Consider the following 26,581-nt stretch of genomic DNA (forward strand, 5'->3'; position numbering starts at 1 on the left):
CGGGTGCAGGCCGCGATGCGGACCACGCCGCCCGCCACCCACACCCGTTCCACCCGCACCGCATCAAGATGCGGATTCATGATTCCTACGAGGTCGTCACACTCGTTGACAGTGTCGCTACCCGTGATGGAGCGTCACCGGCGCACGGTGGCACACCCAGCTTCACAGAAATCTTGCCAGGGCCGCCTATGTGCAGAGCCGCGTACGGATGAACGTGCAGAGCAAGGAGACCTGTGAAGCGCGGGCGTCGTGGTTCGAGATGATGGAGCGGTGTCTCTTCGCTATTTCAATCAGACCGGCTGGACCGCGATCTTCAATGGCACCGACACCGAGATCGGCCGCATGGTGCGTGTGGAGGGCTGGGACCAAACGTCCGGAACGGCCCTGGTCGTCGATCCCGAGCGTGGTGCCCTGCGTCCGGTGACGGACTACGAGGACTTCTCCCACCTGGAGCGAGCTGACCAGGTCGTGGCCGCAGTGCCTGGCGGAAGGTGGCGGGTGCACTGGAAGGACGAGGGCCCAGGGGGAACGCCGCTGACGGAACAGGTACTGGCCTGGCTACTCACGTCGCAGGGGCGGGCGACGGCCATCACGGTCGATGCTCAGGGGCATGTCGAGGATGCCGATGGCGCCGACGCCTTCATCCCGCCGGGCGAGGACCCGGTGTCCTGATCGCAGCCGGTCAGGCCACGTCGTTCTCTCGCTCGATGGCCTGGAGGCGGTTCTTCAGCCGATAGCTGGGGCCGTTGATGGAGGTCACTTCGCAGTGGTGGAGTAGCCGGTCGAGGGATCGCGGTGGCCAGGACCTCATCGCCGAACACCTGGTGAACAGCTCCTTGCCGATGCACTCCGTGTAGGTGCCCGAGAGCAGCGGGGCCGCGCCGCAGGCGGAGGCATTGGAGGACAGAGCTGGTCTTCCGGTTGCCCCCGCCGACCTTGGAGTCCCATAGGCGGGCCTCGTCGGCGGCCTGCCACAGCTCGGTACCGAAGTCGCCGAGAAGATGCACAAACAGCTCGCGGAACTCCCCACCGACCAGCAGACCGAGATCGAGGAAGCCGCACGGATCCTACGCAAAGCCCGCGCCGCCGACGGCCACACCCTGCTCCCGCTCACCGTCATCAACCGCGACCAGGGTGCCTCGTGACAAGTCCACGAACTCCCAGCCAGGTGCTGCGAGAGGCCCGCCGCAAAACAGCCGCGACAAACGCGCTCGGGTCCTGCACACCCTGGATAACCTCCTCACCCGCGGAGAGCCGGTCACCTTCACCACGGTCGCGAAGGCCGCCGGCGTCTCGACATGGCTCGTCTACGCCCCCGGTGTCCGCGAGCACATCGAGTCTGCCCGCGCCCAGCAGGCCCGCACCGCAACCACAAGCGACGAACCCCGCTCAGCGAGCGGCGCCAGGAGTACACGGACCGACCTGGAAGTTCTACGCGCCGACAACCAACGACTCCGCGGCCAAGTCGGAGACCTCAAGGAGGCCCTGCAAGCCAGCTCGGCCGACAACTCGACCAGCTACAAGCCACCGACCTCACAAAAAGAATCGGTGAACTGACCACCCAAAACCAGGAACTGAACAGCCAGCTCACCCAGCTCCAACACGAAAAGCAAGAACTCGAACGGAGACTCGCCGAAACCAACGACGACCTCGTCGCTGCCAGAGCAAGCCTCAGGAGCATGATCCGAACCGAAAACACATAGGACCTGTCCGGCAGGACATGGCGACAATAATCGGGGCGTCACTGTCGTCCCCAGAATTGTATACGTACTCAACAACGAAGGAGGACGGTATGGAACCAGTGGAACTCTGCCGCGCAGTTGAGGCGGGACGGGCGACCGCTTCTGAGCTGGGTCTTCAGGTTGACGACGTGGTCGTCATCCACAACTCGGATCGCGTCGCGCTGCGCCTGGTCCCTTGCGATGTTCTGGCTCGGGTTGCACCTATGGGGCATCTGGCTGATTCCGAGTTCGAGGTAGCGGTTGCTCGCCGTCTCGCCGACGTCGACGCTCCGGTGGCCGAGCTCGATCCCCGGGTGGAACCGCGAGTCTTTTTACGTGATGCCTTCGCCATCTCGCTCTGGACCTACTACGAACCTGCGCAATCAGAGATCGCCCCGGCCGAGTACGCAGACGCGTTCCTGCGGCACCATGCCGCCCTGCGCCAGATCGATCTGGACGCACCGCATTTCACCGATCGAGTCGCCGTGGCACTCGCAGAGGTGAACGACCGGGCGAAGTCCCCCGAGCTGCCCGAGTCTGACCGGGAACTCCTCAGCGGCACGCTCAGTGGACTGAGCGCCGCGATCAGCACCGAGAATGCCAGAGAGCAGCTGTTGCACGGTGAGCCGCATCCGGGCAACCTCCTCAACACGCGGAGAGGGCCGCTCTTCGTAGACCTCGCTACGTGCTGCCGCGGGCCGATCGAGTTCGATCTCGCCCATGCGCCCGAAGAAGTAGCGAAGCATTATGCGGGGGCTGACCACGGCCTGATTCACCAGTGCCGCGCCCTGAACTGGGCGATGTTCTCGGCTTGGCGCTGGCGCCAAGACGACCAGATGCCTGACCGGGACCACTGGAGAGTGGCGGGGCTCAACCATGTTCGTGCTGCACTCGATCGCTGCGGGCTGGGCTGAACTCGGGACAGAGGGCTGCTGATTCCCTCCGATCCGCTGCGCCGTGTGCGGCATCCCGGCACGGTGCAGCGGTCGAACTCGGCTCAGAACGTGCCTTACGTGCCTTGAGGCAACCATGCCGTCCGACTCGGACCGACACTTGACAGCTATGGATAACTCTCGACGCCCGCGCCGAACGTCAGGTCTTCGACCAGTTCCGCGAGCTGGCGGCCGGGCGGACCGCACTGGTGATCACGCACCGGCTCGCCAACGCGCGCGTTGCCGACCGCATCGTCGTGATGGCCGACGGCCGCATCGTCGAGTCGGGCAGCTACCGCGAGCTGCTGGCCCGGCCCGGCAGCCTGTTCGCTGAACTCCACCGACTGCAGGACGGCAGCGAGGACTGACGGGCGTGCCACCGGCGATGCCATCCGGATAAGGCACCATCTTCCCGGCGCTGGGTGTCAGAGCTGGGAGCCGCCGCCGTCCACGGTGAGTTCGGCGCCGGTGGTGTAGGTGGCGTCGAAGGCGAGGTATACCACCGCCCTGGCGACTTCGGTGGGGGTGCCCATGCGCAGCATGGGGTTGTCGGCGGCCATCTGCGCCTTGGCCTGTTCGGCTGCTTCCTTGGGCATCGACTTCTCCAGGATCCCGGAGTCGATCGGGCCGGGGCTGACCGCGTTGACGCGGATCCTGCGGGGGAGCAGTTCCCGGGCCAGGCTGCGGGTCATCGAGCGCACGGCTGCCTTCCCGGCCGCGTACGCGCTGAGCATCGGGAGTCCCAGCACGTTCGCCACGGATGTGGTGAGTACCACACCGCTGCCTTCCGCGAGCAGCGGAGCGAGTTTCTGGACCGTGAAGTAGGGGCCCTTGGCGTTGATGGCCAGCAGCTGGTCGAAGAGCTCTTCGCTGGTCGCCTCGAACGGCGCGAAGCCGTTGACGCCGGCGTTGGCGAACAGGGCGTCGGCCGTGCCGAACTCGGCCTTCACCCGATCGGCCAGCGCGTCGATGTCGGGCAGCTGTGCGGCGTCGCTGCGGACCGCGACCGCCCTCTCGCCGAGCCGGTCGCGGGCGCTGTCCAGGGCGGCCTGGTTACGCCCGGTGATCAGCACGCGTGCCCCTTCGTCCACGAGCAACTGTGCGGTGGCCAGTCCGAAACCGCTGCTGCCTCCGGTGATCACCACGTTCCTGCCTTCGTACTTGCCCATGTCGGATCCACTCCATCTACGGGAACGGCTACTGGAATTCGTCCGGCCGGTCGGCGTCGGCCGGACGACATCGAGTCAACAGCCGTCCGGACGCGGCGTCCAAGACCCGTTCTGCACCCTGTCATGCAGGAACTGCATGACAGGTAGGGTGCTGGTATGCCCGACGAAGCCCCGCTCTCCACGGCGCCCTGTCCTGTCCCTGACCTCGATCTGCGACTGGTGCGGTATTTCACGGTCGTCGCCGAGCATCTGAATTTCGCTCGTGCGGCCGCGGCACTGCATGTCGCCCAGCCCTCGCTGAGCCGCCAGATCCAGCGGCTGGAGGACGGCCTCGGCGTGCGCCTGCTGGAGCGCACGCCCCAGGGCAGCAGGCTCACCGCGGCCGGCGCGGCTTTCCTCCCGCAGGCGCAGACGCTGCTGCACACGGCTCGCCAGGCGGTGCTCACCGCACGTGCCGCCGCGCCGCCGCGTACGGTCACCGTCGGATATGTCGAGGACCTCGTCATCACCCCCGCGGTGCGGGACCTGCGCCGCCGTCACCCCGATGCCCACGTCCGCACCCTGCACCTGGACTGGGACGAGGCCCGGTCCCTGCCCGAGGGCCGGGTCGACGCGCTCGTGGTCCGCACGCCGCTCCCGATCCCGAGCGACGGCCTGGACGTGACCGTCCTGTACGACGAACCCCGGGCTCTCCTCGTGCCCGTGTTCCACCGCCTCGCCGGCAAGGAGTCGGTCATCCCGGACGACTTCGCCGACGAACCCCTCGTGGCCTGTGCCGGTATGGCTGCGCTGTGGACCGGTTTCTGGCGGCTGGATCCCCGCCCCGACGGCCGCCCGGCCCCACTCGGTCCCCTGCTCGTCGACACCTTCGAGGACAAGCTCGAAGTCGTCGCCGACGGCAGGGCCATCGCCCTCGTGCCGGCCGACGACCGGCGCTGCACCCTGCGTAACGATCTCGCCGCCGTCCCCGTCGAGGGAATCGAACCCTGCCAGGTGGTCGTCGCCACTCGCTTCGCAGACGCCAACCCGCTCGTCGCCCGCTTCCGTGAATCCGCGAAGAACCTCCTCGTCCGCGAAGCCTGACGCGTCCGGGCGGCAAGGGCAGGGCAGAAGCCTCTGGGGCGTCTGACGAACATGGGCCGGCGGGCGTACGGCCACCAGGGCACTTCACCCGGCCGGCCATGGGCGGGATCAGCTGGCCGTGAACGGCGCTTCGGCCCGTACGCGGGTGGTGGCGAGGCGACAGGAGCCGGTGCCGGTCTCGGCCTTCAGCATCCGCAGCATGACCTGATAAGTCGCCGTTCTGCGGGGGCGCTTCCGTGACAACGTTCCCGGCCAGGAGGCCAGGAGGCCGGGAGGGCTGGGATGCTGGGAGGGCCAGGAGGGCTGCGGGGGACCGGGAGGCTGGGGGACTTGGGGGGCTGGGGCGTCAACGTGTCCAGGAGCGGGCCCAAAGTGTCCAGATCGTCCGGCAGGAGCCCGGTATGTGCGGGCTCCTGCCGGAAAGATCCTGGTCAGGGTGCTAGTGAGCAGCTCCGCCGGAGGAAGGTCTCATGGCTACCGACTGCTGTGCGTTCGTGGTCGGCGCGGCCCACCCCGCGGGGCAAGTCACGCCCCTGGCAGGGAGATCGGCACCGCGGACACCGTCACGGCGAGGGCCGGCACGGGAAGCAGTTCCGGCACTGCCGCGATGGCCGGGCCTGCGGCAACAGCCCCGAGGCCGGCGGTGACAATGACGTGCGCACGGTCAGGCGTGGGAGGCCTGCGGGGCTCCAAGGCGTCGGGAACCGGTGTGGTGCGCTGGAGGCCAGCCTTGTTCCGTTCAGCAGCGCCTCGGCGTACAGCATTGCGCTCTCCCTGTGCACGCCCCGGCATGCGGTCGGCTGTTGCGGAGGCTCGGGAACGCCTTGGTCCCCGGAGGCGGCTGCGATGTGATGTGTCATCCGGCCGAGGCGGCCCGGGCCCGACGCCGCCCACGTCCGTTCCGCCCCGGGCGCATGGATCAGGCCGCTCGAAGGCACCGTCATCGGCAGCCAGGCGGAGAGTGGTCGCGGTCTGCTCCGCGGTGTGCTGGCGGTAGCCGGCAGGGTGGCCGTGTCCTGCTGGTCGGGCCGGGTGGCGACGTCCCATCAGCAGGCCCTTTTGGCTCGTCGGAGCCACCTGCACGCCGGTAGGCGACGTGGTGCACGTTGAGCGCTGTCAGGGCGGTGACGCCGCCTGCGTCGAGTGCGACAGTCACCGGGAGTGAGCGCGGAACGGGCCTGCCTACCCCTCATCGGCCTCTTGGCCGGCGGCTTCGTTGGCGCGGTCGATCTCGGCCATGTGTTCCTCCGCCCAGGTCCGCAGGCCCGCAAGCACGGCTTCCAGGGACAGCCCGAGTCCGGTGAGCCGGTAGAAGACGCGCGGCGGCACGGTCGGTTCGACCCGGCGCGACACCAGCCCGTCGCGGGTCAGGCTTCGCAGCGTCACGGACAGCATCTTCTGCGAGACGCCGGGCATCCGGCGTCTCAGCTCCGCGAAGCGCACCTCGTCCGGTGCGGCATCGGCGAGCGTCTTGACGGCCATGGACGTCCACTTCGTACCGATGCGGTCCAGCAACTGCCGCGTCGCGCAACGGGGATCGAACAGATCGCCGCGTACCCCGCGACCGGTGGCCCGGGCTCCTGGGGTGGTCACCTGTGGCTCACCACCTTCCCTGAAAGTGCCGTCTAGGAAGCAGCCGGACAGTTACCTATCGTTTTGTGGTCACCAATGGTAATCGTCCGGAGGGGCCGTCATGCCCGTCACCACCACACACCACCTGCGCCGCATCACGACGAACGGCGTCCAACTCAATGTCGCGATCGCCGGGGACGGACCTGCGGTTCTCCTGCTGCACGGCTTCCCGCACACCTGGCAACTCTGGAGCGGCATCATGGGCCGACTGGCCGGGCAGTACCGGGTCATCGCCCCGGACCTTCGAGGCTTCGGTGCCAGTGCACGCGCCGTCGAGGGTTACGACGCCGGCACCCTCGCCGCCGACGCCGAAGGGCTGCTCGACGCACTCGGCGAGCCCTCGGCAGCGGTGGTCGGCATCGACGCGGGCACCGCCCCCGCCGTCCTCCTCGCGCTGCGCAGACCCCGCCTCGTCCGGCGCCTGGTCGTGATGGAGGCACTGCTCGGCCGCCTGCCCGGAGCAGAGCACGTCGTCGCGGGCGGTGCCCCGTGGTGGTTCGGCTTCCACGCCGTCCCCGGCCTCGCCGAGACCGTCCTGGCCGGCAACGAGGCCCCGTACATCAACTGGTTCCTCGACTCGGGGACGCTCGGGCGAGGAGTACCCGACGACATCCGTGCGGCCTTCGTCCACGCGTACACCGGGAGCGAGGCCCTGCGCTGCGCGTTCTCCTACTACCGGGCCCTGCCCACCAGCGCGCAGCAGATCCAGGACGCCGTCGCGACGGCTCGGCTGACCATGCCCACCATGGCCGTCGGCTCTCACCCCGTCGGCACCGGGCTCGAGCGCCAGCTCCGTCCCGTCGCCGTTGACCTGGTGGGACACCATCTCCAAGACTGCGGCCACATCATCCCCCTCGACCGCCCCGACGCACTGTTCGCACTCCTTGCTCCCTTCCTCTCCGCCGATCTGCCGAAGTGACTGAAGCGGGGCCGAAGGATCACGGTCGGCGGTTCGGGCGTTCGTCCCAGCGGTGAGTGGTCCAGGACCGCCGGATCAGGCGGGGACGCTGAGCGTCATCACCCCGGACGTTGCCGGGGCGGGCTGCCTGGCGGGGGAGACGCGGGTGCTGGCCACCCGCGCCGACCTCCTCGATACGGGACTCACCGAGTCCTGGCGGGCCGGATGGCTGACCGGCCCGGTCGTGGCGGTGTGCACCCGGGAGGCCGCCTTGCTCAACGCCTGCGAGCGGGGCACCGCGTGAGCGCCCCTCACCGTCCGGCCGCCGGGCCCGACACCGCAGCCGGCCGCCTGCGCGCCAGGCTGGAGCAGCTGCGCGCGCTGGCCCTCGACCGCTCCTTCACCCATCCGGCCTTCGCCGATCTGGTCCTCGCCCACGGCCGCGACTACGCCCCCGCACTCTGGCCCGCCGCAGCGCAGGCCCATCCGCAGCGGGCCGGGGACTGCTTCGCCGGCGCACACGAGTGGGCCGACGATGAGGGCTGGACGTATTGCGGGGGATACGCCCTCGCCGCCGCCGACCCGGTCATCGGCGCCTTCGAGCACGCCTGGTGCCTGATACCGGAGGGCCGTGCGGCCGACCCGGCCGTCCCCGACGGCCGGGTCCTGGCCTACCGGGGACTGCCGCTCACCGACGCCTTCCGCCGTGCCCAGGGCCGCGGCGGCCATGCGGTGATCACCTTCGGCCGTGACCTGCTCACCGGGCCGAACCTCGACGTCCTGCGCGGCGGCCTGCCGCCGGACGCGCTCGCCGCCGGCACGCCGGACACGGCCGAAGCTTCCGGCCGGCGCCCGCGGACCGCCCACGAGGAAGGATGACCATGCTGGCGACCGCCGAACGCACCCGCCCGGACGGGGCCTGGGCCCCGTGGAAACCGTCTGGCACGTCCCGGCCGACCCGGACTCGTGCGACGGCGACTGCGACACCCACTGCATCAGCTGCGAGGACGGCCCCGGCGTGGGCGCTCCCGGCGGCATCCGCGACGTCCCCCGGGACCTGACCGGGTGCCCCGGCGAGCGCTGGTGCACGTCCTGCCTGACCGCCCACGCGTCGGACGGCGCCCGGTGACGGTGCCGGCGCAGCGGCCCGCCGACGACGTGTGGGGCGTGACCACCGTGGCGTACGACGGCGGGCCGGCCGTGCCGCGGCGGCCGTGCGCAGGCGTGGAGCCGTACCCCTGGCGGCGCGATGCCCCGCACGGCCGGTTTACCCGCCACAGCATTCGAGGTGAGCGCGCACACCAGCCGGCCCGGCTCCACCCGCCTCTTCGGCTGCCGCTCCTCAACCCCATCACGCCCGCAGGCGTGTGCGGGATGGGTGCTGCGCGGCGCCGACGGCAACGAGGAGATCCAGCACCTCCTGGCCACCGGCCGGCTCGCCCGCCCCGAACTTCCCGACGGCGACGGCGCGGAGCTGTAAGACTCCTACGCCGAGACGGCCATCGCCACCGGCGTCGACCCGGACCACCCGGACCACCCGGACCACCCGGCCCTGCACGGGCACCCTGCCGACGGCACGGCGCCGGCCGGCTCCGGCCTTCTCCCGCTGAGCCGGGACAAGACATGGGCGGCGTCGCGGCCGACGCGGCGCAGCGGCGTGAAGAAGCAGAGTGGCCCTCCATGCCGACGGACCCGAGGTGAGGCACGGTGGTTGCGATGCCGCCGCGGTGCTGGGACCGGCGGGGCGCCGCTGCCAGTCAGGTAGGGGAACGTGAGCCGTAGCCGTAGCCGTAGCCGTAGCCGTAGCCGTAGCCGTAGCCGTAGCCGTAGCTGGTAGCTGGTAGCTGGTAGCTGGTAGCCGGTAGCCGGTGGGGTGTGATGGGCCGTGCTTGAGAGCGTGACACTGGCTCGCCGGCCGGAGCCGCTCCCCCCGGGCGAGTGCCTGAGAAGAAGGTTCGGCTGCTGCTCCCGCGTGGCGGGACGTCCAGCCGGTCGGCCTTTTATTGGAGGTCAGGGCCGTGTGGCGTGGCTTCCATGATGGATGTCGGGCTGATCACCGCCGGGCGGATGTACCGCTACTCCTGCGCCAGGTCGTCGTCGGTGACGGCCGCCGGCCGGCCCGCACGCCCCTGGTCCAGGCGCAGGAAGAGGCCGGGGTTCCGGCCGGGCGATGGACGGGCCGGGGCCTTGCCGTCCCCGGCCTGGCGCGGGCGATGCCGTCACCGAGGCGCAGCTGGGCAGCCTCTTCGGCGAGGGAGGGCACCCGCACGCCGACCGGATCGAGGCCGGTCGGCTCGCCGCCGGGAAGGAGCCCGCGGCCGTGCGCCGGGCCGGGGCGCTCGGGCGGCGGGTGAAAGTCACCGGCTTCGCCCTGGCCTTCTGCCCGCGGCCCGCCCACCGTCCTGCGGGCGCTCGGGGATGAGGAGACCCGGCGGGCGGTCGAGGTCGCGCACGAGCGGGCCATCGCCGCCGTGCTCGCCTGGATCGAGGACGAGGCCGTGATCGTCCGTGTCGGCGTCCAGGGCGTCTGCAAGGTCTGCCCGGTGCACGGTCTGGTCGCCGCGCGATTCCGCCGCCACGAGGCGCGCTCCGGGATGCCGCTCCTGTACGACCACCTCCTGCACGACCCGCCTCCTTCTGTCCGTCGAAGCCCAGTGCTCCGACGGCGAGTGGGGCTCGTGCAGGCGCGCATGTCGCGTGTCCCTTTCTCATGGACCGTGGCCTTCGTCCGGCCCGAAGGGCAGCGCGATGAGGCGAACTCTCGTCTGATCGTTCACCCGTCGCAGTGCTGATGCCGGTCTCGATCTATGCCCCCCGGGGCGGCCAGCCATGTCCGGGAGCGTTCCGGGCGACTCTCGTGGCGGACGGGTGTGCGACTGTGCGGCCTGCCGGACGTCAGCCGAGCAGCCCCGCCTCCTGCGCCAGCACCGCCGCCTGGACCCGGTTGGTGCAGTCGGTGCGGGTGAGGATGCTGCTGATGTGGGCCTTGACCGTGCCGGAGCTCACGTGGAGCTGTGCGGCGATCTCGGCGTTGGAGAGGCCGGTGCCCAGCAGCCGGAGGACGTCCCGTTCAGCCGGTGTCAGGTCCGCGATCCGACGTGATGCGACGTCGCTGCTGTGGCCCGACCGGGTCCTGAAGTCGACGAGTTGGCGGGTGACCTGCGGGGCGAGGACGGGTTCTCCGGCTGCGGCGCGGCGTACGGCGTCGATGAGGTCGCGGGGGCCGGTGTCCTTGAGGAGGTAGCCGTGGGCTCCGGCGCGCAGGGCGCTGGTGACGGTCGTTTCCTCGCCGAAGGCCGTCAGCATCACCGCTCGGGTGCGGGGCGAGTGCCGGGCGATCTCGGCGACGGCGGTGATGCCGTCCCCGGGCATGCGGATGTCGAGGAGGGCGACGTCGACACGGTGGGCGCGGCAGGCTTCGACGGCCTCACGGGCGTTCTGTGCCTCGGCCACGATGCGGACTTCGTCGTCGTTCTCCAGGATCAGGCGGACCCCGGCGCGCATCAGAGCTTCGTCGTCGGCGATCAGGACTCGGATCATCGGTTCAGTGTAGAACCGCCATGATCAGCAGGGCGATGGTGCCGCCGATCGTCGGCAGCAGCACCAGCAGAGCCGCGCAGCCGCCTCCCAGGAGGCGGGGCCACGTGAGGACCTCCGTGGACAGCGGGGGCCGGGAGCCTGCCCCGCCGGACACCGGCCCGGCGGGCGAAGTGGCGTACACGGGCGGCGTGTCGGGCCGGACGGGTATACGGGCGGAGAGGGCGAAGCCGCCCTCCGGGCGCGGTCCGGCGTGGAGGGCGCCCCCGAGCAGGCTGATCCTCTCCTGGAGGCCGACGAGTCCGCTGCGGTTCCCGTCCCCGGGCGGACAGGGCACCGGCGGGGCATCGTTGATGACGGCGACCACCACCGTGTCCCCTTCGTCCTGGAACGTCACACGGACCGGTGCGCCGGACGCGTGCTTCAGCGCGTTGGTGAGTCCTTCGCGGGTCACACGGTGGACGGCCTGCCGGGTGCGGGCGTCCGCGTTCGTCGGCCCGGCCGCATTCCAGTGCAGGGTGGCGTCGGCCCCCGCGTTCCGGGAATCCGCGACCAGAGCAGAGAGATCTTCGCGGGTCCCCCGCTCACCGCTGTCCTCGCCGAACTGGTGACGCAGGACACCGAGGATGCCGCGCAGCTCGTCCATGGCCGTTTTGGCGGTGGTGTGCAGAAGTTCGGCCTGGGAGGCCAGCGGGGGCGCCTGTCGTTCGGCGGCGAGCTGGAGGGCTCCGGCGTGCATCGAGATGAGGCTGATGCGGTGGCCGAGCAGATCGTGCATCTCGGCGGCGATGCGCGCCCGTTCCTCCGTACGGGCCGCCTCGTCAGTGAGGAAGCGGGTCTGTTCGAGATAGGCGTTGCGTTCCCGCAGCAGCCCCGTCAGCGGGCGGCGACGCCCCGTCACCATGCCGGACAGCGCGGGCAGCAGGATGAACAGCGCAGCCACGCCGGCGCCGGCGACCAGGTACGGCATCGTCGGGAGTCCGCTGAGGGATTGGGCGGCGATCGACATGAGCACGGCGCCGGCACTGTTCGCCCCGACAACTGCCCAGGCGCGCCGTACGGGGGTGATGCGGCGCACGGCGGACCACACGACGCACGGCACCACCACCATCGCCCACACGTTGTTCCCGGCGATCACCGGCACGCAGCCCAGCACCGTGAGCGCCGGGTACATCCGCCGCGCGGGCACGAGCAGTGCCGCCCACGCCCCCAGGAGGGCCACCGCCACCGGGTGGGCCGGTGGAATCAGCGGAACCGGCGCCAGCGAGCACAGCAGGACCAGGCCGGCGAGTACGGACTCGGTCACGACCGTCCGCCGGGGCGCGGCGCGCACCGCCGCCCGGATCGCGGCGGCCTCGCGGCGCGCCCGTCTGCACGGTCGCACTGCCGGACTCGTGTTCTCTCCCTGTGGGCACCGTTCTCGACGGCTGCTCTCGTCGTGCGCGTTGGCGGACCACTGCGGCTGCGGATGCGTCAGGACGCCTGTGCCGCTCCGCCCGGGACCCGGAGCTCTGGCTCCGCCCGCAGCCCGGCGACGTCCGCCCCGCTCTCGGTCAGCACACGCTCGATCTCCGCCGCGGACTCCGCGTCCGTCCCCTTGTCCAGCAGCGCGGCCAGCAGGTGGGTCGTGCCGACCGTGGGCGAGCCCTGGGCGGAGGCGGTGAACTGGGTGACGTGCAGGAGCCGCTGTTCGAAGTCGGCGTGGCCGCGGACCTCCTGGGGCTCCTCCTCCGCGACCCCGGTAGCGGGAAGCAGCACCCGGGTGACAGCATCCTGCCGTACGCCGTGCCGGCGCAGCAGTGCGGCCCCCTGGTTCGCTCCCGTCAGCTTCTCGGGCAGTTCACGCCCCGCGACGGTCAACGACCGGTCCAGCGCCAGGACACCCAGCAGCACATCGACCGGTTCCGTCTGCGACGCCCCGCGCCGCACCGCCCCCCGTGATGCCTCCGTGCGCACCGCACCCACGACTGCAGAACCGAACCCGGCGCCGCCCCCGAATATCCAGGCGGTGAACTTCCGGGTCAGCGGATTCCCGCTCTTCCCGAACGTCCCCGCCTTGCGCAGGACCAACACCGAGTCGGGCTCCGGTACTTCGTCGCTCCCCCGCAACGCGTCGAGCGCCGTCGAGGCAGCCGGGACGTCCACCCTCTCCAGCACCATGGCCTCGCGGGCACGCGTATCGGGCAGCCCGACCAGTGCACGCGCCACATGCCGGACGCGCACGGAGACGGCGCCCTCCTCCCGTGCGGCCTCCAGAGCCTTGCGCAGACAGGTCCGCAACGCACCGGTCATCGGCGCGAGTTCAAGGCTTTCCTCCCCCTGCCCCTGCCCCTGCCCCTGCTTTTCCTTCTGCTTCCGATTCGTCCAGCGCAGCCTCTTGGCCTCCTCCAGCCGGACCTCCCGCCAGAAGGCGTCGATCTCCCGCTCGTCGTCCGGGCTTCCCGCCGTGCCGTCACCCGCGTCCTCACTGACCCACACGGATGTTCCCCGGCACCCGATCGAACCGCCGAGCGAGCCGGAGGCCCTCATCCCGGATGCGATCGCGGAACCCGCGGCCGAGCCACCCGACACGAGCGCATACAGCACGCTTTCCGTACCGACGTCCTCGCGTTCCTGCTTGTCCACGGCGCGCATCGCCTCCAGCAAGAGCTTGACGACGTCCCTCTCGAACTCGGCGGTCACGCCGGCGCCGCGGTCGGACGTTCGCTGATCCATCGGGCTGCCTTCCTCTCCGTGGTGTCACCTGCCGAGAAGGACGCTAGCCCGCGTTCTCCGGCTCCGCGTCGACCAACCGGCCATGCTTCCAGTCCGATCGGCCAGGTTCTTCCGTCCGGGCGGACGACGGCCTTACGGGCCCAACACGGCACCTCTCGCGGGCATTTCACGCCTGACAACGGTGCGTCACAGGAGAATGGCACCGGGGGCTGCGCCCGTGAGCGGTCACCTCTTACGACAGGAGGCGACTACGGCGGTGCCACCACAACACGGGCCGGGGGTCTGCTCCCGCAGGAGGGACGCTCCCCGGCACGGTTGCGTCCAGGGAAGCGGTGTGCGGGTCCGACCTGATCCGGGGGTTTGCTCCGGCACCGGGATGGCGCCCGCATAGATGAACGGCCACCGGCTGATCTTCGAAGTGCCGAAGCCTCGAAGGAGCGCACAGCCGGGGCCGGCACGCTGAGCGCCTGGCCGGACGAGATCCATGACCCGTCCGAGCTGCTGCCTGAACCGGTGGACGTCCCCGAAGCGGAGATCGAGGGCGCGCTCGCACTGATGGAGATGATGAGCCGCGACGACCTGGACGACGCCGAGTTCCGCGACGAGTGCACCGCAGCGATCGCGCAGGTCATCGAGGCCAGAGGCGGGGGACAGGCCCATGTCGGAGGCGCCCGGGCCGGGGAAGCCGGGCAAGGTCCTCGGCCTGATGGCGGCCCTGGCGGAGTCCGTGGAGAAGGCGCGGGCGTCCCGGGCGAGGACGCCGAGGTGCACGAGATGCAGGAGCCAAGGAAGGAGGCGGCGAAGAAGACGTCGGCACGGCGCCTGACTCACCCGTCCAGGAAGCCGAGCTCCGCATCCGGCCGGCAGTGGCTGCCCGCCGGTACGCCTTCGGCGAGCGGCCGCAGTGCTTCCTGCCGGCCGCTGCCGCGGGGCCGCTTGCCCGCCATGTGGCAGTGACTCTTGTGGACCTGGACGGGGTGGGGTCGAAGCCGGCCGGATGTCCGGCCGGCTTCTTATGCGGTCAGCCGACCGCTTCGCCGCTGATGTCGCGGAAGGGTGCTTCGCCGCCGGTCCGGCCGTAGGCGAGCACGACCGGACGGCGTGCGGTCCTCATGATGCCGTTCTTCCTTGGTGGCGGTGGGTTCCCGGTGCGAGTTCGGTTTCCGTGCCGTCGGGGAGCCGTAGCACGGCGGTGGTGCCGGGTGGTATGTCGGTTTCGACATCGATCCGGTGGCCGGTGCGGATCCAGGCGACGCGGGCCGGGCCGTAGGGGGTTTCATGCTCGGCGCGGGCCCAGGTCAGGTCGGGGCCGGGCATCGGCTGTACCAGGAATCGGCGGTAGCCCGGATCCAGGATCCGCAGGCCGGCGACGCGGGTGTGCAGGAACGAGATGACCGCGCCTTTGCTGTAGTGGTTGAGCGACATCTGCGCGACGCCCTGCTCGTCGAGGCCGTCCCAGCGTTCCCACACGGTGGTGGCGCCCCGGTCGACCATCTCGAGCCCAGGACGGGACACCGGTGGACATGAGCAGCCGGTGGGCGACATCGGCGTGACCGTGGTCGGCGAGCGTGGGCAGCAGGAGCCCGGTGGTGAGGAATCCGGTGCCGAGGTGGAAGTCCGCTGCTTTGATCAGTTCGACGAGATGAGCCGCGGCTGGCTCCCGCAGGGCGGCCGGGACGAGGTCGAAGGCCAGAGCGCGCACGTAGTTGGCCAGCCGAGCAGCTCCCCATCCGCTGGCAACGATCTGTCGGATGGAGCGAAGTACGTGATCAGCGGCAGCCGGTCGCAGGCGGGTGGGTGAACCGGCCGTCGGGTGGCTTCCGCAGCCAGCCGCGGTCGTCGAGTCTGACCAGCTTTCCGCGCAGCGGTTCCAGCTTGGATCGGATGGTGACGTCCGCTCCCAGCCTCTCGCCGACCTGCCGAGCCATGACCGGTCCAGCGGCCTGTCGCACGGCGGCGAGAAAGCGCTGGTAGTCCGGCGGAAGCACGTTCTCCTCCACATCGGAGGTGCGGTGCGGGATCAGCATGACCGCCCGCCCACCCACCTGCGCGGGCACCGACGAGGCCGAGGCGCGCTCATCAGCGATCTGTTCGCTCACCCGATCAAAAACCTGTTCGGCGGCAGCAAGTTCGTCTCGTTCTGCCCGCACCTCCGCCAGCTGCTTGGCCAGCTTCTCTTCGAGTTCATCCAGTTCCGCGCACCGCACCGGTGCGCGCACCGACCATCCCCCTTTGAGCAGGACGAGCGCGTTCCCTCCTTGACCAGGTGTGCCACCTGGCAGGTTTCTCCTTGACGCAGTACGTCCCGGCCGCCGATCAGGTCGCGGTCATGGGGGTGTGTGATGGAGGGTTCGCCCCGCCGCGTGCACCTGGTGAGGTGCGGTGGGGCGAAGCGCGATGAGCGGTGCGGTGCGGTGCACGGTGCGCACGGTGCGGTGGACCTGTCCGGCGGTGGTGCGCATCCGATGCGCATGGTGCGCACCACCGCCGTCCGGGTGCGTGCTACGCGATGGTCGGGTCCACCGGGTGCGCACCGGTCGGCGCGACGTGCGCATCCACCGCCTGGCCGAAGCCTGCGCGCCCCCGCCCAGGCCCGCGGCCGCCTGTTCTGCCGGGTCGTGCCGGCCACCGCCCGCCTCCGCCTCGGCGAACTCGAACAGGCTCGCCACCTGGGCGCCACGGCGGCCGCGCAGGCGGCGCAGATGCGGTCGGTCCGCGCGATGGAGCACGTCCGCGACGTCGAACGCAGGCTGGAGCCGAGGACTCCGCCCCCGTCCGGGGCTACCGGGAGAAGGTCGCGGCGCTGAACTGACGGTACCGCCCGCACCGTTCCCCGTTCCTGTGGGGCGTGCAGCTAGGTGCAGGACAGCTTGCTGCACCCGGCATCGCTGGCGGCCGCACCCGCCCCTGCGGCAGCGTGAGGCACGTGCCCGACGGACGCCGCCCCGCGCCGGGGCCCCCGTCTCCCGGCCGGCGGCCGTCCGCGCGGAACTGCCCGGGGCGTGCGAGGGCCGCCCGCACGATTGTCGTCGGCGCACTCCGCCGCGCCGACCGGAACGGATTGAGGAACGATGCAGAGTTTGCACCTGCCGACCGAGCGACGACCCGACGCACGCACCGAGCACGTCCCGCCCGACGGCATAGGCGGCCGCCACCGGTCGTACGCCACGTGCACCCCCGCCGGACTCCTGCGCGCGCTGCCGCTCACCCCGGCCGCCGCCCGGTCGGTGCACGCCGGCCGCGCCCTCACCCGCCGCGTCCTGCGCAAAGAGGACGACCGCCTGCTCGTGGTGGTCGGCCCCTGCTCGATCCACGACGTCGACGCCGGGCTCGCCTACGCCACCGCACTGCGCGCCCAGGCCGACCGGCTCGCCGACGACCTCGCCGTCGTCATGCGGGTGTACGTCGAGAAGCCCCGCACCACGGTCGGCTGGACCGGGCTGCTCCCCGATCCCGCCCTGGACGGCAGCCACGACCTCGACCGGGGGCTGCGCACCGCCCGGTCCCTGATGCTGGCCGTCGCCGAGCAGGGGCTGCCCATCGCCACCGAGTGGCTCAGCCCGGCCGTCCCGGCCTACCTGGCCGACCTGATCTCCTGGGGAGCCATCGGCGCCCGCACGGTGGAGAGCCAGGTCCACCGGCAACTGGCCAGCGGCCTGCCCATGCCCGTCGGCATGAAGAACGGCAGCACCGGCTCCGTGGGCGTCGCCGTCGACGCCGTGCGCTGCGCGGCCGTGCCCCACGCCTACCTCGGCCTGGACCGGAACGGCCGTCCCGGCACGCTGCGCACCAGCGGCAACCCGGACTGCCACGTGGTGCTGCGCGGCGGCGCGGGCCGGCCCAACTACCGCCCCGGCGACGTGCGCGCAGCGGTGGCCCTGCTGGCCGCCGCCGGGCTGCCGACCGGCCTCGTCATCGACGCCAGCCACGGCAACAGCGGCAAGGACCACGTACGGCAGGCCCAGGTCGCCCGCGAGATAGGCGCCGAGGTCGCGGCCGGTGACACAGACGTGCGCGGCGTGATGCTGGAGGGCTTCCTCGTCCCCGGCCGCCAGGAACTCGGCGCCGGCGTACCGGTGTTCGGGCAGAGTGTCACCGACGCCTGCATGGGCTGGGACGCCACCGTCGACATCCTGGCCGACCTCGCCGCCGCCGTCCGCAGCCGCCGCCGCACCGCGCCGGCCCCGGCCCGCTGACCGGAGGGAGAGCAGAAGTGAGCGTGCTGGACATCCCCGCACTGGGACCGTCCGGTCCCTACCGCACCAGGAAGCGCACCACGGTGACCGACGCCTCGGGCACCCCCGCGCTCGAACTGGCTCTGGTACCGGGCCTGGTCGCCACCGACTGGATCGACCGGCTGCGCGGCAGCACCCCGCCACCCGTCGCGGAGACGGCCGCCGTGCTCGCCAAGGCCGCCGACGTCTTCGAGTACCAGGACGTCCTCGGCGACGACCTCGCCGCCCACGAACAGCGCGTGGCCAGGCTGACCGGCACCCCCGTCACGGTCGTGCGGGAGTGCGACCGGCTGATCACGATGACCCTGCGCGACGCGGGTCGGGCGCCGGACGCGGCACGCCCCACGGGCTGCTCCCCGCCCGGCGTCCCCGCCGCCCACGCGCCGTCCGCCGGTGCCGCCTGGTGCCGCGCCGGTGACGTCCTCGCCGTCCAGGCGGCGGGCAACAGCCCCGGCGTGCACGCCCTGTGGCCCGAGGCGCTCGCGCTGGGCTACCGGGTCGCCGTCCGCCCCTCCCAGCGCGATCCGCTCACCCCCCGGCGGCTGGTGCTGGCCCTGCGCCGGGCGGGCCTGCCCGAGGACCGGCTCGTCCTGGTGCCGTGCGAGCACACCACGGCGGACCTGCTCGCCGACCGTGCCGACCGCGCCGTGGTCTACGGCGGCCAGGCCGTCGTAGACCGGTACCGCGACCGCGCCGACGTACGCACCCAGGGCCCCGGCCGCTCCAAGCTGGTCGTCGCATCCGACGCCGACCGCACCACCGGACTCGAACTTGCCCGCACCGGCGCCCTGTACCACGCGGGCACCGCGTGCACCGCCACCACGGGCGTACTGGTCGAACGGGAGGTCACGGAGTTCGCGGGGGCGCTGGCGGCCGCGCTCGCCGACGTACGGCCCGCGCCGCCCGAGGACGACGCCGCGGTCCTGCCCTGCCTGCCGCTGGAGCAGGCCGAACGCCTGGTGGCGGCGGTCCTGGACCGGGCGGCGGACGCGGGCGCGACGGTCCGCCTGGCGCCCCGGGCGCACCCGCTCGGCGGGCCGGGTACCCTGTCGGCCGTGACGCCCGCGGTCGTCGAACTGCCCGCCGCCCGCCACCCCCTGCTGGGCCTGGAGCTGCCGTTCCCCTGCGTGTGGGTGGCGCCCTTCGACCGCGCCGCCACCGACAGCCTCGACGACTCCCTGGTGCTCTCCCTGCACACCGCCGACCCGGCCCTGCTCGACCGGGCCCTCGACCTCCCCTCGGTCTCCAACGTCTACCGGGGCCGACCGACCTCCTGGACCCACCCCGACGTACCGCACGACGGGTTCCTCGGGGAGTTCCTGATGCGCGCCAAGGGCCTGGCCCACGCCGACGAGAAGAGGAGCGACACGTGAAGATACATTCCAGGAGCGGCCTCGACTTCATGGAGCGGATCCAGCGGGAGGTGACCGCCCCCCGCCGCGACCCCGGCGCCGCCGACGCCCACTACGCCGCCAAGCTGACCGAGATCTGGGAGCGCGCCCGGCAGACGCCCGCCCACGCCGCCCTCGGCCCGTACTCGGCGGCCGCCTTCCGGGACCTGCCCACCACGTCCAAGGACGCGCTCAAGGCCAGCCCCCTCGCCTATCTGCGGGTACCGGTCGACGCGGGCCTGAAGTACTACCAGACCACGGGGACCACCGGGATGCCCACGCCCACGCCCCGCACCGCCCGGGACATGATCGCCAACACCGTGTCCGTCGCCGAGGCGTGGCGCCCGATGCTGGCGGACCACGGCCACCGGGCGCTGATCCTGCTGCCCTCGGACATCGTGCCGGTGGCCGACCTGATGGTCGGGGTCTGCGAGTTCCTCGAGGTCCCGCACGCCAAGGCCTACCCCTACACCACCGGCATCTCCGACTGGGACCGCATCATCGGGCTGTGGGAAGTGTTCCGGCCCACGACGCTGTTCGTGGCGCCCGGCGTGCTGCTGGAACTCACCCAGGTGCTCAAGCGGCGCGGACTGTTGCCGAAGCTGTCCGCCAACGTGGACCTGCTCATGCTGCTCGGCGAGGTGAGCACCCCCGAGCTGCGCGCGATGACCAGCCGCTGGTGGAACGCCCGCGTCTACGACGCCAGTTACGGCAGCACCGAGAGCGGCACGCTGGCCGTCTGCTGCGCCGAGGACCGGCTGCACCTGCTGCGCGGCGCCAACTACTTCGAGATCGCCGACGGCGACACCGTCCGGCCCGCCGAGGCCGGCCGCGACGGCAGGCTGGTCGTCACCCCCCTGAACAACGACGCCCGCCCCCTGCTCCGCCTCGACATGGGCGACGAGGTCTCCCTGACCGGCGACTGCCCCTGCGGCGACGACGCCCCGGTGGTGACCGTGCACGGCCGGGACAGCGACGGCACCCGGATCAAGGGCAGCCGGGTGCGCACCCGCGACCTCGAGGGCGTGGTGTACGCGGACAGCGGCGTCATGGGCTACCTGATCGAGACCGTCGAGGACGGGAGCTGGGCCCGGCTGCTGCTGGAGCGCGAACCGGGCACCGACCGGGACGCCGAGGCCGGGCGCGACGCCCTCGTCCAGCAGCTCACCAGCCGACGCCTGGGCTTTCGCTGGGACGAGGTCCGCTTCGTCAACCGGCTGCCGGTGACGACGAAGAGCGGCGGCTCCCAGAAGAGCTGGAAGCGCTCCAACTTCCGGGTCGTGGGGGAGGGAGCGCCGGTATGACGTCCCATCACACATACGACGTGCTGCGCGGCTCCTCCGGAGTCGTGACGGGCGAGTCCGACCTGTGGTGCACCTACGCGGCGGTGCGCACCCTGTCCTGGCTCGGCCGCACCGCCGACCTGCCCCGCCCCGGCGAGGTGGCCGCCTTCCTCGCCTCCCGGCAGAACGCCGACGGCGGCTACGCGTGGTCGGCCGGCATGAACTCCGACGCCTGGGCCACCTACTACTGCACCCAGGCCCTGGCCGACCTGCCCGCCGACGCCCGGGCCACCGCCCGCGCCTCCAGCGGCGACTGGATGCGCTCGGCCGCCCACCCGGACGGCGGCTACGCCATGACGCCCGGTCAGACGGCGGACGTGTGGGCCACCTACTACGCCGTCCGCGTCCTCGTCGAGATCCACGGCGAACGCCCGCCCGCGGAGCTGACCGACTGGCTCGGGGCGCTCCAGACCGCGGACGGGGGACTGGCGTGGAGCCCCGCCCACGCCAAGGACGGCACCTCCGACGCCCGGGCCTGCTACTACGCCGTGACCGCCTGGCACACCGCCACCGGCGGCCGGGGCCCGCTGCCCTGGGACCGCGACCGGCTCGTGCGGTGGCTGCGGGACCGGCAGGGCCCGGGCGGCGGCTTCACCTTCCAGGCCGGGGACGCCACGGAGTGCCTGTGGGCGACCTTCCGGGCCGTCAGTGCCCTGAACCGACTCGGGGAAAGCCCCCGGGAGCCCGTCGGGTGCGTCGCCTGGATCACGGCCCGGCTGCGGCCCGGCGGCTCCTTCACCCGCTGGCCCGGCTACCCCGTCCCCGACGTATGGGCCGCGTTCTGCGGCGTGGGCGCGCTGCGGGAACTCGGCGCCGACCTGACGGGCCTCGCCGGCCACGTGGTCGCCGCCGTGCTGTCGTTCCGGACGGCTCAGGGCGGCTTCACCTACCGCCCCCCCGAGCTGGCCTCCGACGTGCTCACCACCTCCGCCCACCTGCTCTCCGGGGGGCTCGCGGACGACGCGGCGCGGACCGCCCTGCGCTGGACGGAGAGCTGCGTGCTGCCCAACGAGCAGGGCGTGATGTACATGCCCGGCCGGGGCAGCGAAGTGCGCTGCACCCTCTGGGCCCTGGCGGCGGGCGCCTTCGCCGACGACACCGCCGCCCGAGCCGGGATCGCCCGCTGGCTCACCGGCGCCATCCAGAACCCCGACGGCGGCTTCGGCTACTGGGAGGGCCGCGCCTCCGACACCGTGTCGACCTGCGCGGCCGCCGAGATCCTCGCCGTCACCGGCAGCACCGACGCCGCCGCCCGGCGCGGGATCGCCGGGTACCTGTCGAGCTGTGAGCGGGCACCCGGCCAGTACGCCGACGTGCCCGGCGGCAAGCCCACGCTGCGCGCCACCCTCCAGGCGCTGCGGGCCCTGCGGCTCACCGCCGGGGCCGACCGCGCCCCCGTCGAGGAGGCCCTGGCCCGGCACCGGGTGCGCGGCGGCGGGTACGGCAACGACAACCACCGCGTCCCCGACCTGCTGAGCACCTACGAGGCCACGCTGGCGGCGGACGCGTTCGGGATCGCCTGGGACCCCGGGCACCTGGCCCGCTTCCTGGACAGCGTACGCACGGCGGGCCACCGGTTCGCCTGGACCCCCCTGATGGCCACGAGCGGCGGCCCGCTCGCCGACTGCCTGGGAAACCGCCTGGAGCTGCGGCTGTCGTCCGGGCGGCACGCGCTCCCGCCGCTGGCCCTGTCCTGAGAGGGGGCCGCCGATGCCGACAGTCGAAGTGACCAGCGACCCGCTGACCCCCTCCGCGCGGCTGCGGACGGCGCTGCGCCTGACCCGGTGGCTGACCGCGCGGGGCTCCGCCACCGCGCACGTGGTGGTCTCCTTCCGCACCGCCGAGCCCATGGCGTACTTCACCGGCGGCGTACCGCTGACCACCTGGCAGGACGGCACGGACGACCGCTCCCGCCCGCGCTGGGCGTCGGTCGTGTGCCGCGTCCACCCCGACCGCGACCACGCCTACCGGGCCGCCCTCGCCGACGAGGTGCGGCAGGCCCTCGGCCTGGACGGGGACGACGCACACCTCACCGTCCGCTTCGAGCCCACCGAACCCGGCCGGATGTTCTACCTGGACGCGGGATCGATGACCAGTGCCGACGCCGTACCGGCCGGCCGAGGCCCACAGAAAGGCCCGTGACATGCAGACCCTCAACCCCACCGACATCAACGCCCGCCTGGTCGCCCTTCTGGAACAGCGGTTCGGCGAGGCCGCCCGCGCCCTGCCCGGCGACGCCGACCTGGCGGACGCGCTGCCGGGCTTCGACAGCCTGGCGGCCCTGGAGTACGTCAACGCCGTGGAGGCCGCGTTCGGCATCGAGGTGGACTTCGTGGGCGACGACGTGCGCTACCAGTTCAGCACGCTCGACCGGACCACGGAGTACGTGCGCGAACGCGTCGAGGACCAGGCGGCATGACCGCGCGGGAGGCACCCGGCGGCCCCGGCGGCGACCTGCCGTTCGAGACGTCCGGCAGCACCGGGGTCGCCCGCCGCTGGTGGCGGCGGCCCGAGCAGATGGCGCGCGAGGTCGAGCTGATCGGCACGCACCTGCTCGGCCCTGTCGACCACGTGGTCAACTACGCCCCGCCGCGCCACCTGTTCGGCGCGCTGTTCGGGCAGTGGCTGCCCCGCACGGCGGGCGTCCCCGTCCACCAGGCGTGGCGGCAGCCGCTGCGCCCCCCGCCCGTCCCGGCGGACGCCCGCGTACTGGTCGTCTGCCTGCCGATGACCTGGGAACTGCTGCGGCGCCACCTGAGCACCTGGCAGCGGGCCCGCTCGGTCGTCGCCCTGCACAGCGCGGCGGCCCCGCCGCCCGCCGCCCACCGGCTGGTCCGTCGGGCCGCGCCGCTGCTGCGCGCCCACGAACTGCTGGGCTCCACCGAGACCGGCGGCATCGCCCACCGGCCGGTGACCCCCGAGGGCGAGGCGGCGGCCACCTGGCGGCTGCTCCCCGACGTCACCCTGGCCGGGGACGGCGCGGCACCGGCCGGGCAGTCGGCGGAACTCGTGGTCGCCGGACCCCGGCTGGCCCGCCCGGACGGCGCGTCCCGGCCGCCCGTCCACTGGGCCACCGGCGACCTGGTGCAGTTCACCGCACCCCGCGCCTTCCGGCTCGTCGGCCGCAGCGGCTCCCTGATCAAGGTGAACGGCGTCAAGGTCCACCTCTCCCGGGTCGACGAGCGGTTGGCCACGCTGCTGCCCCGGGCGGAGTGCGTGGCACTGCCCTGGACCGGCGACCCGCTCGGCGGCGAGGGATACGTCGTTTTCTGGGCCGGCCGCGCCGCCGGGGTGAACACGGCGGACGTCCAGGACGCCCTGCGGGACTTCCCGCGTCCGTCCAGGATCGTGGAACTGGCGGCGGTACCGAGAACCGCCGGCGGGAAACCGGACCGGGCGGCCCTGTTCACGGCCGCACCGCCGTGACGCCACGAGCCCACGCAACACAGTCACGTCTTCGAACCTCGGGAGGGATCGATTCTGTCCAGGTTGATCGTGGTGACCGGCGCGAGCGCCGGCATCGGCAAGGCCACGGCGAAGCGCTTCGCCGAACGCACGGAGAACGACGGCGCATCCGGGACGCGCGACAAGGTGCTCATGGTCGCCCGGCACGAGGAACGGCTCGTCCGGGCGGCGCGGGAGATCGAGGCGAGCGTGCCGGGAGCCGACGTGGAGACGCTCCCGCTCGACCTGTCCGGCGCCGACGCGGCCAAGACCCTGTGGGACCGGGCCGGGGCGACCGGGCTGCCGGTCGGCGCCCTGCTGTGCTGCGCCGGTGCCGTGCCGCCGCCCGCCGACCCGGACGCGGGCGACGTGGCCGCCGTCCTGACCGAGTGGGAGGGGGCCTACCGCGCCAACGTCGTGACCGCCGTCGTCGCCGTGGAGGCGCTGGTCCCGTCGATGACGGACGGCGGCGGCATCGTGCTGTACAGCTCCATCGCCGCCTACCGGGGCTCCGGCGGCACGGGCGGCTACGGCGCGGCGAAGGCGGCCCTGCACTCCTACGTCCACCTGCTCGCCACCCGGCTCGGGCCGCGCCGGATCAGCGTCAACGCCATCGCGCCGGGCTACGTCGCCGGGACCGACCTGTTCGGCGGCGCGCTGCCCGCCGCCCGGGAGAAGACGCTGATCGGCCAGACCGTCCTGGGCCGCCCGGGCGATCCGGTGGACGTCGCGGAACTCGGCTACTACCTGTGCTCGCCGTCCGGCGCCTACATCACCTCCCAGATCCTCCAGATCAACGGCGGTTCGCTGCACGGCGTCTGACCGCCGCGCCGTACCGTCCGCCACCCGTCCACCGCGTGCCCCCCTCGCACGCGACCACGACCGAGAAAGCGCGGTGATCCGCCATGAACGCCCAGGAACAAGCCGACGCGCACGTCAGGGCGATGATGCGCTGGCACTTCGATCCGGCGACGGGCCCCCGCTACTGGGTGGAGCGCCGGAACCGGCTCGGCTTCGACCCGGTGGAGGACGTACGGGGCGTCGACGACCTGCTGAGGTTCCCCAACCTGGTCGACGAACTCCGCCACGTGCCGGTCGAGGACCTCATCCCCCGGGGCCTGGACGCCACGGAGGAGGTGTGCGCCGTGTACGAGAGCGGCGGCACCACCGGGGCGCCCAAACGCTTCGTCATGTTCGAGGGGTGGTTCGAGCAGTACATGGCCTGGGAGAACCGCCACTACCCCGACGACGGCACCGGGCACGCGCTGGCCGTGGCACCCAGCGGCCCGCACATGCTCGGCGAGTACTCCCGGCGGATCGCGCGGGCCAGGAACGGCATCCGGTTCGCCGTCGACCTGGACCCGCGCTGGGTGAAGCGGCTGCTGTCCGAGGGCGACACCGCCGGTGCCGCCGCCTACGTCGACCACCTCATCGACCAGGCCGAACTGGTCCTGCGCTCCCAGGACATCGCCTTCCTGATCACCACGCCTCCGCTGCTGACCCGGATGTCCGAACGCCCCTCGGTCCGCGCCCTGATCCAGGAGAAGGTGCGCCTGATCATCTGGACCGGGGCGCACATGGACCCCGACACGCTGGACCACCTCGCCACCGAGCTGTACCCGAAGGCCCGGTTCCGGGGGTCGTACGGCAGCACGTCCGTGCTCAGCGGCACCGTGCAGCGGCCCGACCCCGAGGGCACGGGGGAGGTGGTCTTCGACTCCTACGCCCCCTACGTGCTGTACCGGGTGGTCGACCCCGCCACCGGTGAGCCGGTCCCCTACGGGTCGGAGGGCGCCGTGGTCATGAACCACCTCACCCGGTACGGGCTCGTCCCCAACAGCCTGGAACGCGACCTGGCCACCCGCGTCCCCGGTCCGGGCGGCGCCGGGGACTCCCTGAAGGACATCCATCCGGTGGCCGAGACGGACGGCCGCAAGCTCATCGAGGGCGTCTACTAGCGGCGCCCCGGCCCCGGACACGTGTGAGGAATCCCCATGTCGAAGAAGAAACCAGCCCTGTTCGCCGCCGCCCTGGGCGCCGGCGCGCTGACCCTGACCCTGACCCTGTCCGCCTTCCCGGCCACCACGGCGCAGGCCACGTCCGCGCCGACGGTCATCGACCTGGCCATAGGCAACGACGGCGTCGTACAGACGGACGTCGGCGACCCCGGGCTCAGCATCGGCGACGAGTTCGTCTACGCGGACACGCTCTACCGCAACGGGCGGCGCGTCGGCGAGGACGGCAGCTCCTGCCAGGTGACCCGGGTGGACGGCGAGCGGATCACCACCAACTGCGTGCTGTCGGTGCAACTGCCGCAGGGCCAGATCACCGCGCAGTCCCTGTGGACCAAGGGCGCGGATACGGTGCGGATGGCCGTCACCGGCGGGACCGGCGCCTACCGTGGGGCCACCGGGGAGCTGACGTGCAACGACATCCAGACCCCGCAGGAGACCTACCACATCGAGCTGGACCGGTGATCTC

At 72.2% G+C, this 26,581-nt stretch carries 31 protein-coding genes and 3 pseudogenes; 23 read left to right on the plus strand and 11 right to left on the minus strand.

The genetic code is table 11. From position 1 onward, the window contains the following. Nucleotides 1-270 precede the first annotated feature (270 nt). Nucleotides 271-672, plus strand: a complete 402-nt coding sequence (locus ACIP67_RS41990; RefSeq protein ID WP_401699694.1) for a hypothetical protein — start codon at nt 271-273, stop codon at nt 670-672. Nucleotides 673-682: 10 nt separating this feature from the next. On the opposite strand, the pseudogene ACIP67_RS41995 reads toward ACIP67_RS41990, so the two are convergent. Further along, nucleotides 683-824, minus strand: a pseudogene (locus tag ACIP67_RS41995) (ATP-binding protein); the annotation flags it as partial. A 177-nt stretch (nt 825-1,001) separates the two neighbouring features. On the opposite strand from ACIP67_RS41995, the gene ACIP67_RS42000 reads away from it, so the two are divergent. From ACIP67_RS42000 to ACIP67_RS42015, 4 genes are all read left to right on the plus strand, one after another. Then, complete coding sequence (locus ACIP67_RS42000; protein ID WP_401699695.1) at nt 1,002-1,145, plus strand: hypothetical protein; 144 nt, start codon at nt 1,002-1,004, stop codon at nt 1,143-1,145. Beyond that, complete coding sequence (locus tag ACIP67_RS42005; RefSeq protein ID WP_401699697.1) at nt 1,135-1,557, plus strand: DUF6262 family protein; 423 nt, start codon at nt 1,135-1,137, stop codon at nt 1,555-1,557. Before ACIP67_RS42000 ends, ACIP67_RS42005 begins: the two co-directional genes overlap by 11 nt. A 235-nt stretch (nt 1,558-1,792) precedes the next feature. After that, nucleotides 1,793-2,635 carry a phosphotransferase family protein gene (locus ACIP67_RS42010; protein WP_401699698.1) on the plus strand — a complete coding sequence of 281 codons (843 nt, stop codon included), beginning with the start codon at nt 1,793-1,795 and terminating at the stop codon, nt 2,633-2,635. Between the two features lie 227 nt (nt 2,636-2,862). Next, nucleotides 2,863-3,021 carry a hypothetical protein gene (locus ACIP67_RS42015; RefSeq protein ID WP_401699700.1) on the plus strand — a complete coding sequence of 53 codons (159 nt, stop codon included), beginning with the start codon at nt 2,863-2,865 and terminating at the stop codon, nt 3,019-3,021. 57 nt (nt 3,022-3,078) lie between these two features. Here the strand turns inward: ACIP67_RS42015 and ACIP67_RS42020 are convergent, their stop codons facing one another. Further along, the gene (locus ACIP67_RS42020; RefSeq protein WP_401699702.1) at nt 3,079-3,822 is read right to left on the minus strand and encodes an SDR family oxidoreductase; all 744 of its coding nucleotides are present in this window, start codon (nt 3,820-3,822) and stop codon (nt 3,079-3,081) included. A 156-nt stretch (nt 3,823-3,978) separates the two neighbouring features. On the opposite strand from ACIP67_RS42020, the gene ACIP67_RS42025 reads away from it, so the two are divergent. Further along, nucleotides 3,979-4,905 (plus strand): LysR family transcriptional regulator, encoded by a 927-nt coding sequence (locus ACIP67_RS42025; protein ID WP_401699704.1) that lies wholly within the window; start codon nt 3,979-3,981, stop codon nt 4,903-4,905. Between the two features lie 1,182 nt (nt 4,906-6,087). Here the strand turns inward: ACIP67_RS42025 and ACIP67_RS42030 are convergent. Beyond that, complete coding sequence (locus ACIP67_RS42030; RefSeq protein ID WP_401699706.1) at nt 6,088-6,498, minus strand: winged helix-turn-helix transcriptional regulator; 411 nt, start codon at nt 6,496-6,498, stop codon at nt 6,088-6,090. Nucleotides 6,499-6,598: 100 nt separating this feature from the next. On the opposite strand from ACIP67_RS42030, the gene ACIP67_RS42035 reads away from it, so the two are divergent. The 5 genes from ACIP67_RS42035 (at nt 6,599) to ACIP67_RS42055 (ending at nt 8,915) form a co-directional block, all read left to right on the plus strand. Then, on the plus strand, nt 6,599-7,456 hold the full coding sequence (locus tag ACIP67_RS42035) for an alpha/beta fold hydrolase (protein WP_401699708.1): 858 nt from the start codon (nt 6,599-6,601) through the stop codon (nt 7,454-7,456). Between the two features lie 52 nt (nt 7,457-7,508). After that, on the plus strand, nt 7,509-7,739 hold the full coding sequence (locus ACIP67_RS42040; protein ID WP_401699710.1) for a hypothetical protein: 231 nt from the start codon (nt 7,509-7,511) through the stop codon (nt 7,737-7,739). Next, nucleotides 7,736-8,314 (plus strand): hypothetical protein, encoded by a 579-nt coding sequence (locus ACIP67_RS42045; protein ID WP_401699713.1) that lies wholly within the window; start codon nt 7,736-7,738, stop codon nt 8,312-8,314. Before ACIP67_RS42040 ends, ACIP67_RS42045 begins: the two co-directional genes overlap by 4 nt. Before the next feature lie 49 nt (nt 8,315-8,363). After that, nucleotides 8,364-8,564 carry a hypothetical protein gene (locus tag ACIP67_RS42050; RefSeq protein WP_401699715.1) on the plus strand — a complete coding sequence of 67 codons (201 nt, stop codon included), beginning with the start codon at nt 8,364-8,366 and terminating at the stop codon, nt 8,562-8,564. Between the two features lie 120 nt (nt 8,565-8,684). After that, nucleotides 8,685-8,915, plus strand: a complete 231-nt coding sequence (locus tag ACIP67_RS42055) for a DUF6283 family protein (protein WP_401699718.1) — start codon at nt 8,685-8,687, stop codon at nt 8,913-8,915. A 277-nt stretch (nt 8,916-9,192) separates the two neighbouring features. Here ACIP67_RS42055 and ACIP67_RS42060 read toward each other — a convergent pair whose 3' ends face one another. Next, nucleotides 9,193-9,339: a hypothetical protein gene (locus ACIP67_RS42060; RefSeq protein WP_401699720.1), complete on the minus strand. Its 147-nt coding sequence runs from the start codon at nt 9,337-9,339 to the stop codon at nt 9,193-9,195. A 498-nt stretch (nt 9,340-9,837) separates the two neighbouring features. On the opposite strand from ACIP67_RS42060, the gene ACIP67_RS42065 reads away from it, so the two are divergent. Beyond that, nucleotides 9,838-10,227 (plus strand): relaxase domain-containing protein, encoded by a 390-nt coding sequence (locus ACIP67_RS42065; protein ID WP_401699776.1) that lies wholly within the window; start codon nt 9,838-9,840, stop codon nt 10,225-10,227. A gap of 103 nt (nt 10,228-10,330) precedes the next feature. Here ACIP67_RS42065 and ACIP67_RS42070 read toward each other — a convergent pair whose 3' ends face one another. The 7 genes and pseudogenes from ACIP67_RS42070 to ACIP67_RS42100 form a co-directional block, all read right to left on the minus strand. Next, on the minus strand, nt 10,331-10,975 hold the full coding sequence (locus ACIP67_RS42070; protein WP_401699722.1) for a response regulator: 645 nt from the start codon (nt 10,973-10,975) through the stop codon (nt 10,331-10,333). Between the two features lie 4 nt (nt 10,976-10,979). Further along, a complete protein-coding gene (locus tag ACIP67_RS42075; RefSeq protein ID WP_401699725.1) occupies nt 10,980-12,278 on the minus strand; it encodes a sensor histidine kinase in 1,299 nt (432 codons plus the stop codon). A gap of 167 nt (nt 12,279-12,445) precedes the next feature. Continuing rightward, nucleotides 12,446-13,687, minus strand: a complete 1,242-nt coding sequence (locus tag ACIP67_RS42080; protein ID WP_401699727.1) for a hypothetical protein — start codon at nt 13,685-13,687, stop codon at nt 12,446-12,448. Between the two features lie 827 nt (nt 13,688-14,514). Further along, complete coding sequence (locus ACIP67_RS42085; protein WP_401699730.1) at nt 14,515-14,634, minus strand: DUF6233 domain-containing protein; 120 nt, start codon at nt 14,632-14,634, stop codon at nt 14,515-14,517. Between the two features lie 163 nt (nt 14,635-14,797). After that, entirely contained in the window at nt 14,798-15,202 is a 405-nt protein-coding gene (locus ACIP67_RS42090) for an alpha-L-rhamnosidase C-terminal domain-containing protein (RefSeq protein WP_401699733.1), read from the minus strand. 40 nt (nt 15,203-15,242) lie between these two features. Then, nucleotides 15,243-15,389, minus strand: a pseudogene (locus ACIP67_RS42095) (hypothetical protein); the annotation flags it as partial. A gap of 67 nt (nt 15,390-15,456) precedes the next feature. Then, nucleotides 15,457-15,906: a hypothetical protein gene (locus ACIP67_RS42100; RefSeq protein ID WP_401699735.1), complete on the minus strand. Its 450-nt coding sequence runs from the start codon at nt 15,904-15,906 to the stop codon at nt 15,457-15,459. Between the two features lie 351 nt (nt 15,907-16,257). Here ACIP67_RS42100 and ACIP67_RS42105 point away from each other — a divergent pair. The 11 genes and pseudogenes from ACIP67_RS42105 to ACIP67_RS42155 form a co-directional block, all read left to right on the plus strand. Further along, nucleotides 16,258-16,499: pseudogene (locus ACIP67_RS42105) on the plus strand (regulator); the annotation flags it as partial. Between the two features lie 259 nt (nt 16,500-16,758). Beyond that, nucleotides 16,759-17,883 carry a 3-deoxy-7-phosphoheptulonate synthase gene (locus ACIP67_RS42110; RefSeq protein ID WP_401699737.1) on the plus strand — a complete coding sequence of 375 codons (1,125 nt, stop codon included), beginning with the start codon at nt 16,759-16,761 and terminating at the stop codon, nt 17,881-17,883. Between the two features lie 17 nt (nt 17,884-17,900). Continuing rightward, nucleotides 17,901-19,295, plus strand: coding sequence for an aldehyde dehydrogenase family protein (locus tag ACIP67_RS42115; RefSeq protein ID WP_401699739.1), 1,395 nt, complete (start codon nt 17,901-17,903; stop codon nt 19,293-19,295). Continuing rightward, nucleotides 19,292-20,617 (plus strand): phenylacetate--CoA ligase family protein, encoded by a 1,326-nt coding sequence (locus tag ACIP67_RS42120; RefSeq protein WP_401699741.1) that lies wholly within the window; start codon nt 19,292-19,294, stop codon nt 20,615-20,617. Before ACIP67_RS42115 ends, ACIP67_RS42120 begins: the two co-directional genes overlap by 4 nt. Continuing rightward, nucleotides 20,614-22,353: a prenyltransferase/squalene oxidase repeat-containing protein gene (locus tag ACIP67_RS42125; RefSeq protein WP_401699744.1), complete on the plus strand. Its 1,740-nt coding sequence runs from the start codon at nt 20,614-20,616 to the stop codon at nt 22,351-22,353. Before ACIP67_RS42120 ends, ACIP67_RS42125 begins: the two co-directional genes overlap by 4 nt. A gap of 13 nt (nt 22,354-22,366) precedes the next feature. Further along, entirely contained in the window at nt 22,367-22,798 is a 432-nt protein-coding gene (locus ACIP67_RS42130; RefSeq protein ID WP_401699746.1) for a hypothetical protein, read from the plus strand. 1 nt (nt 22,799) lies between these two features. Then, a complete protein-coding gene (locus ACIP67_RS42135; protein ID WP_389516388.1) occupies nt 22,800-23,075 on the plus strand; it encodes an acyl carrier protein in 276 nt (91 codons plus the stop codon). Further along, a complete protein-coding gene (locus ACIP67_RS42140; RefSeq protein WP_401699749.1) occupies nt 23,072-24,082 on the plus strand; it encodes an acyl-CoA synthetase in 1,011 nt (336 codons plus the stop codon). The genes ACIP67_RS42135 and ACIP67_RS42140 overlap by 4 nt, the downstream gene beginning before the upstream one ends. A gap of 69 nt (nt 24,083-24,151) precedes the next feature. Then, entirely contained in the window at nt 24,152-24,922 is a 771-nt protein-coding gene (locus tag ACIP67_RS42145) for an SDR family NAD(P)-dependent oxidoreductase (protein WP_401699779.1), read from the plus strand. An 83-nt stretch (nt 24,923-25,005) separates the two neighbouring features. Beyond that, entirely contained in the window at nt 25,006-26,058 is a 1,053-nt protein-coding gene (locus tag ACIP67_RS42150; RefSeq protein ID WP_401699751.1) for a phenazine antibiotic biosynthesis protein, read from the plus strand. A 36-nt stretch (nt 26,059-26,094) separates the two neighbouring features. Continuing rightward, nucleotides 26,095-26,577 (plus strand): hypothetical protein, encoded by a 483-nt coding sequence (locus ACIP67_RS42155; protein WP_401699753.1) that lies wholly within the window; start codon nt 26,095-26,097, stop codon nt 26,575-26,577. Nucleotides 26,578-26,581: the final 4 nt, after the last annotated feature.

It is taken from the genome of Streptomyces sp. NPDC088812 (assembly GCF_044750285.1).
Classification (GTDB): domain Bacteria; phylum Actinomycetota; class Actinomycetes; order Streptomycetales; family Streptomycetaceae; genus Streptomyces.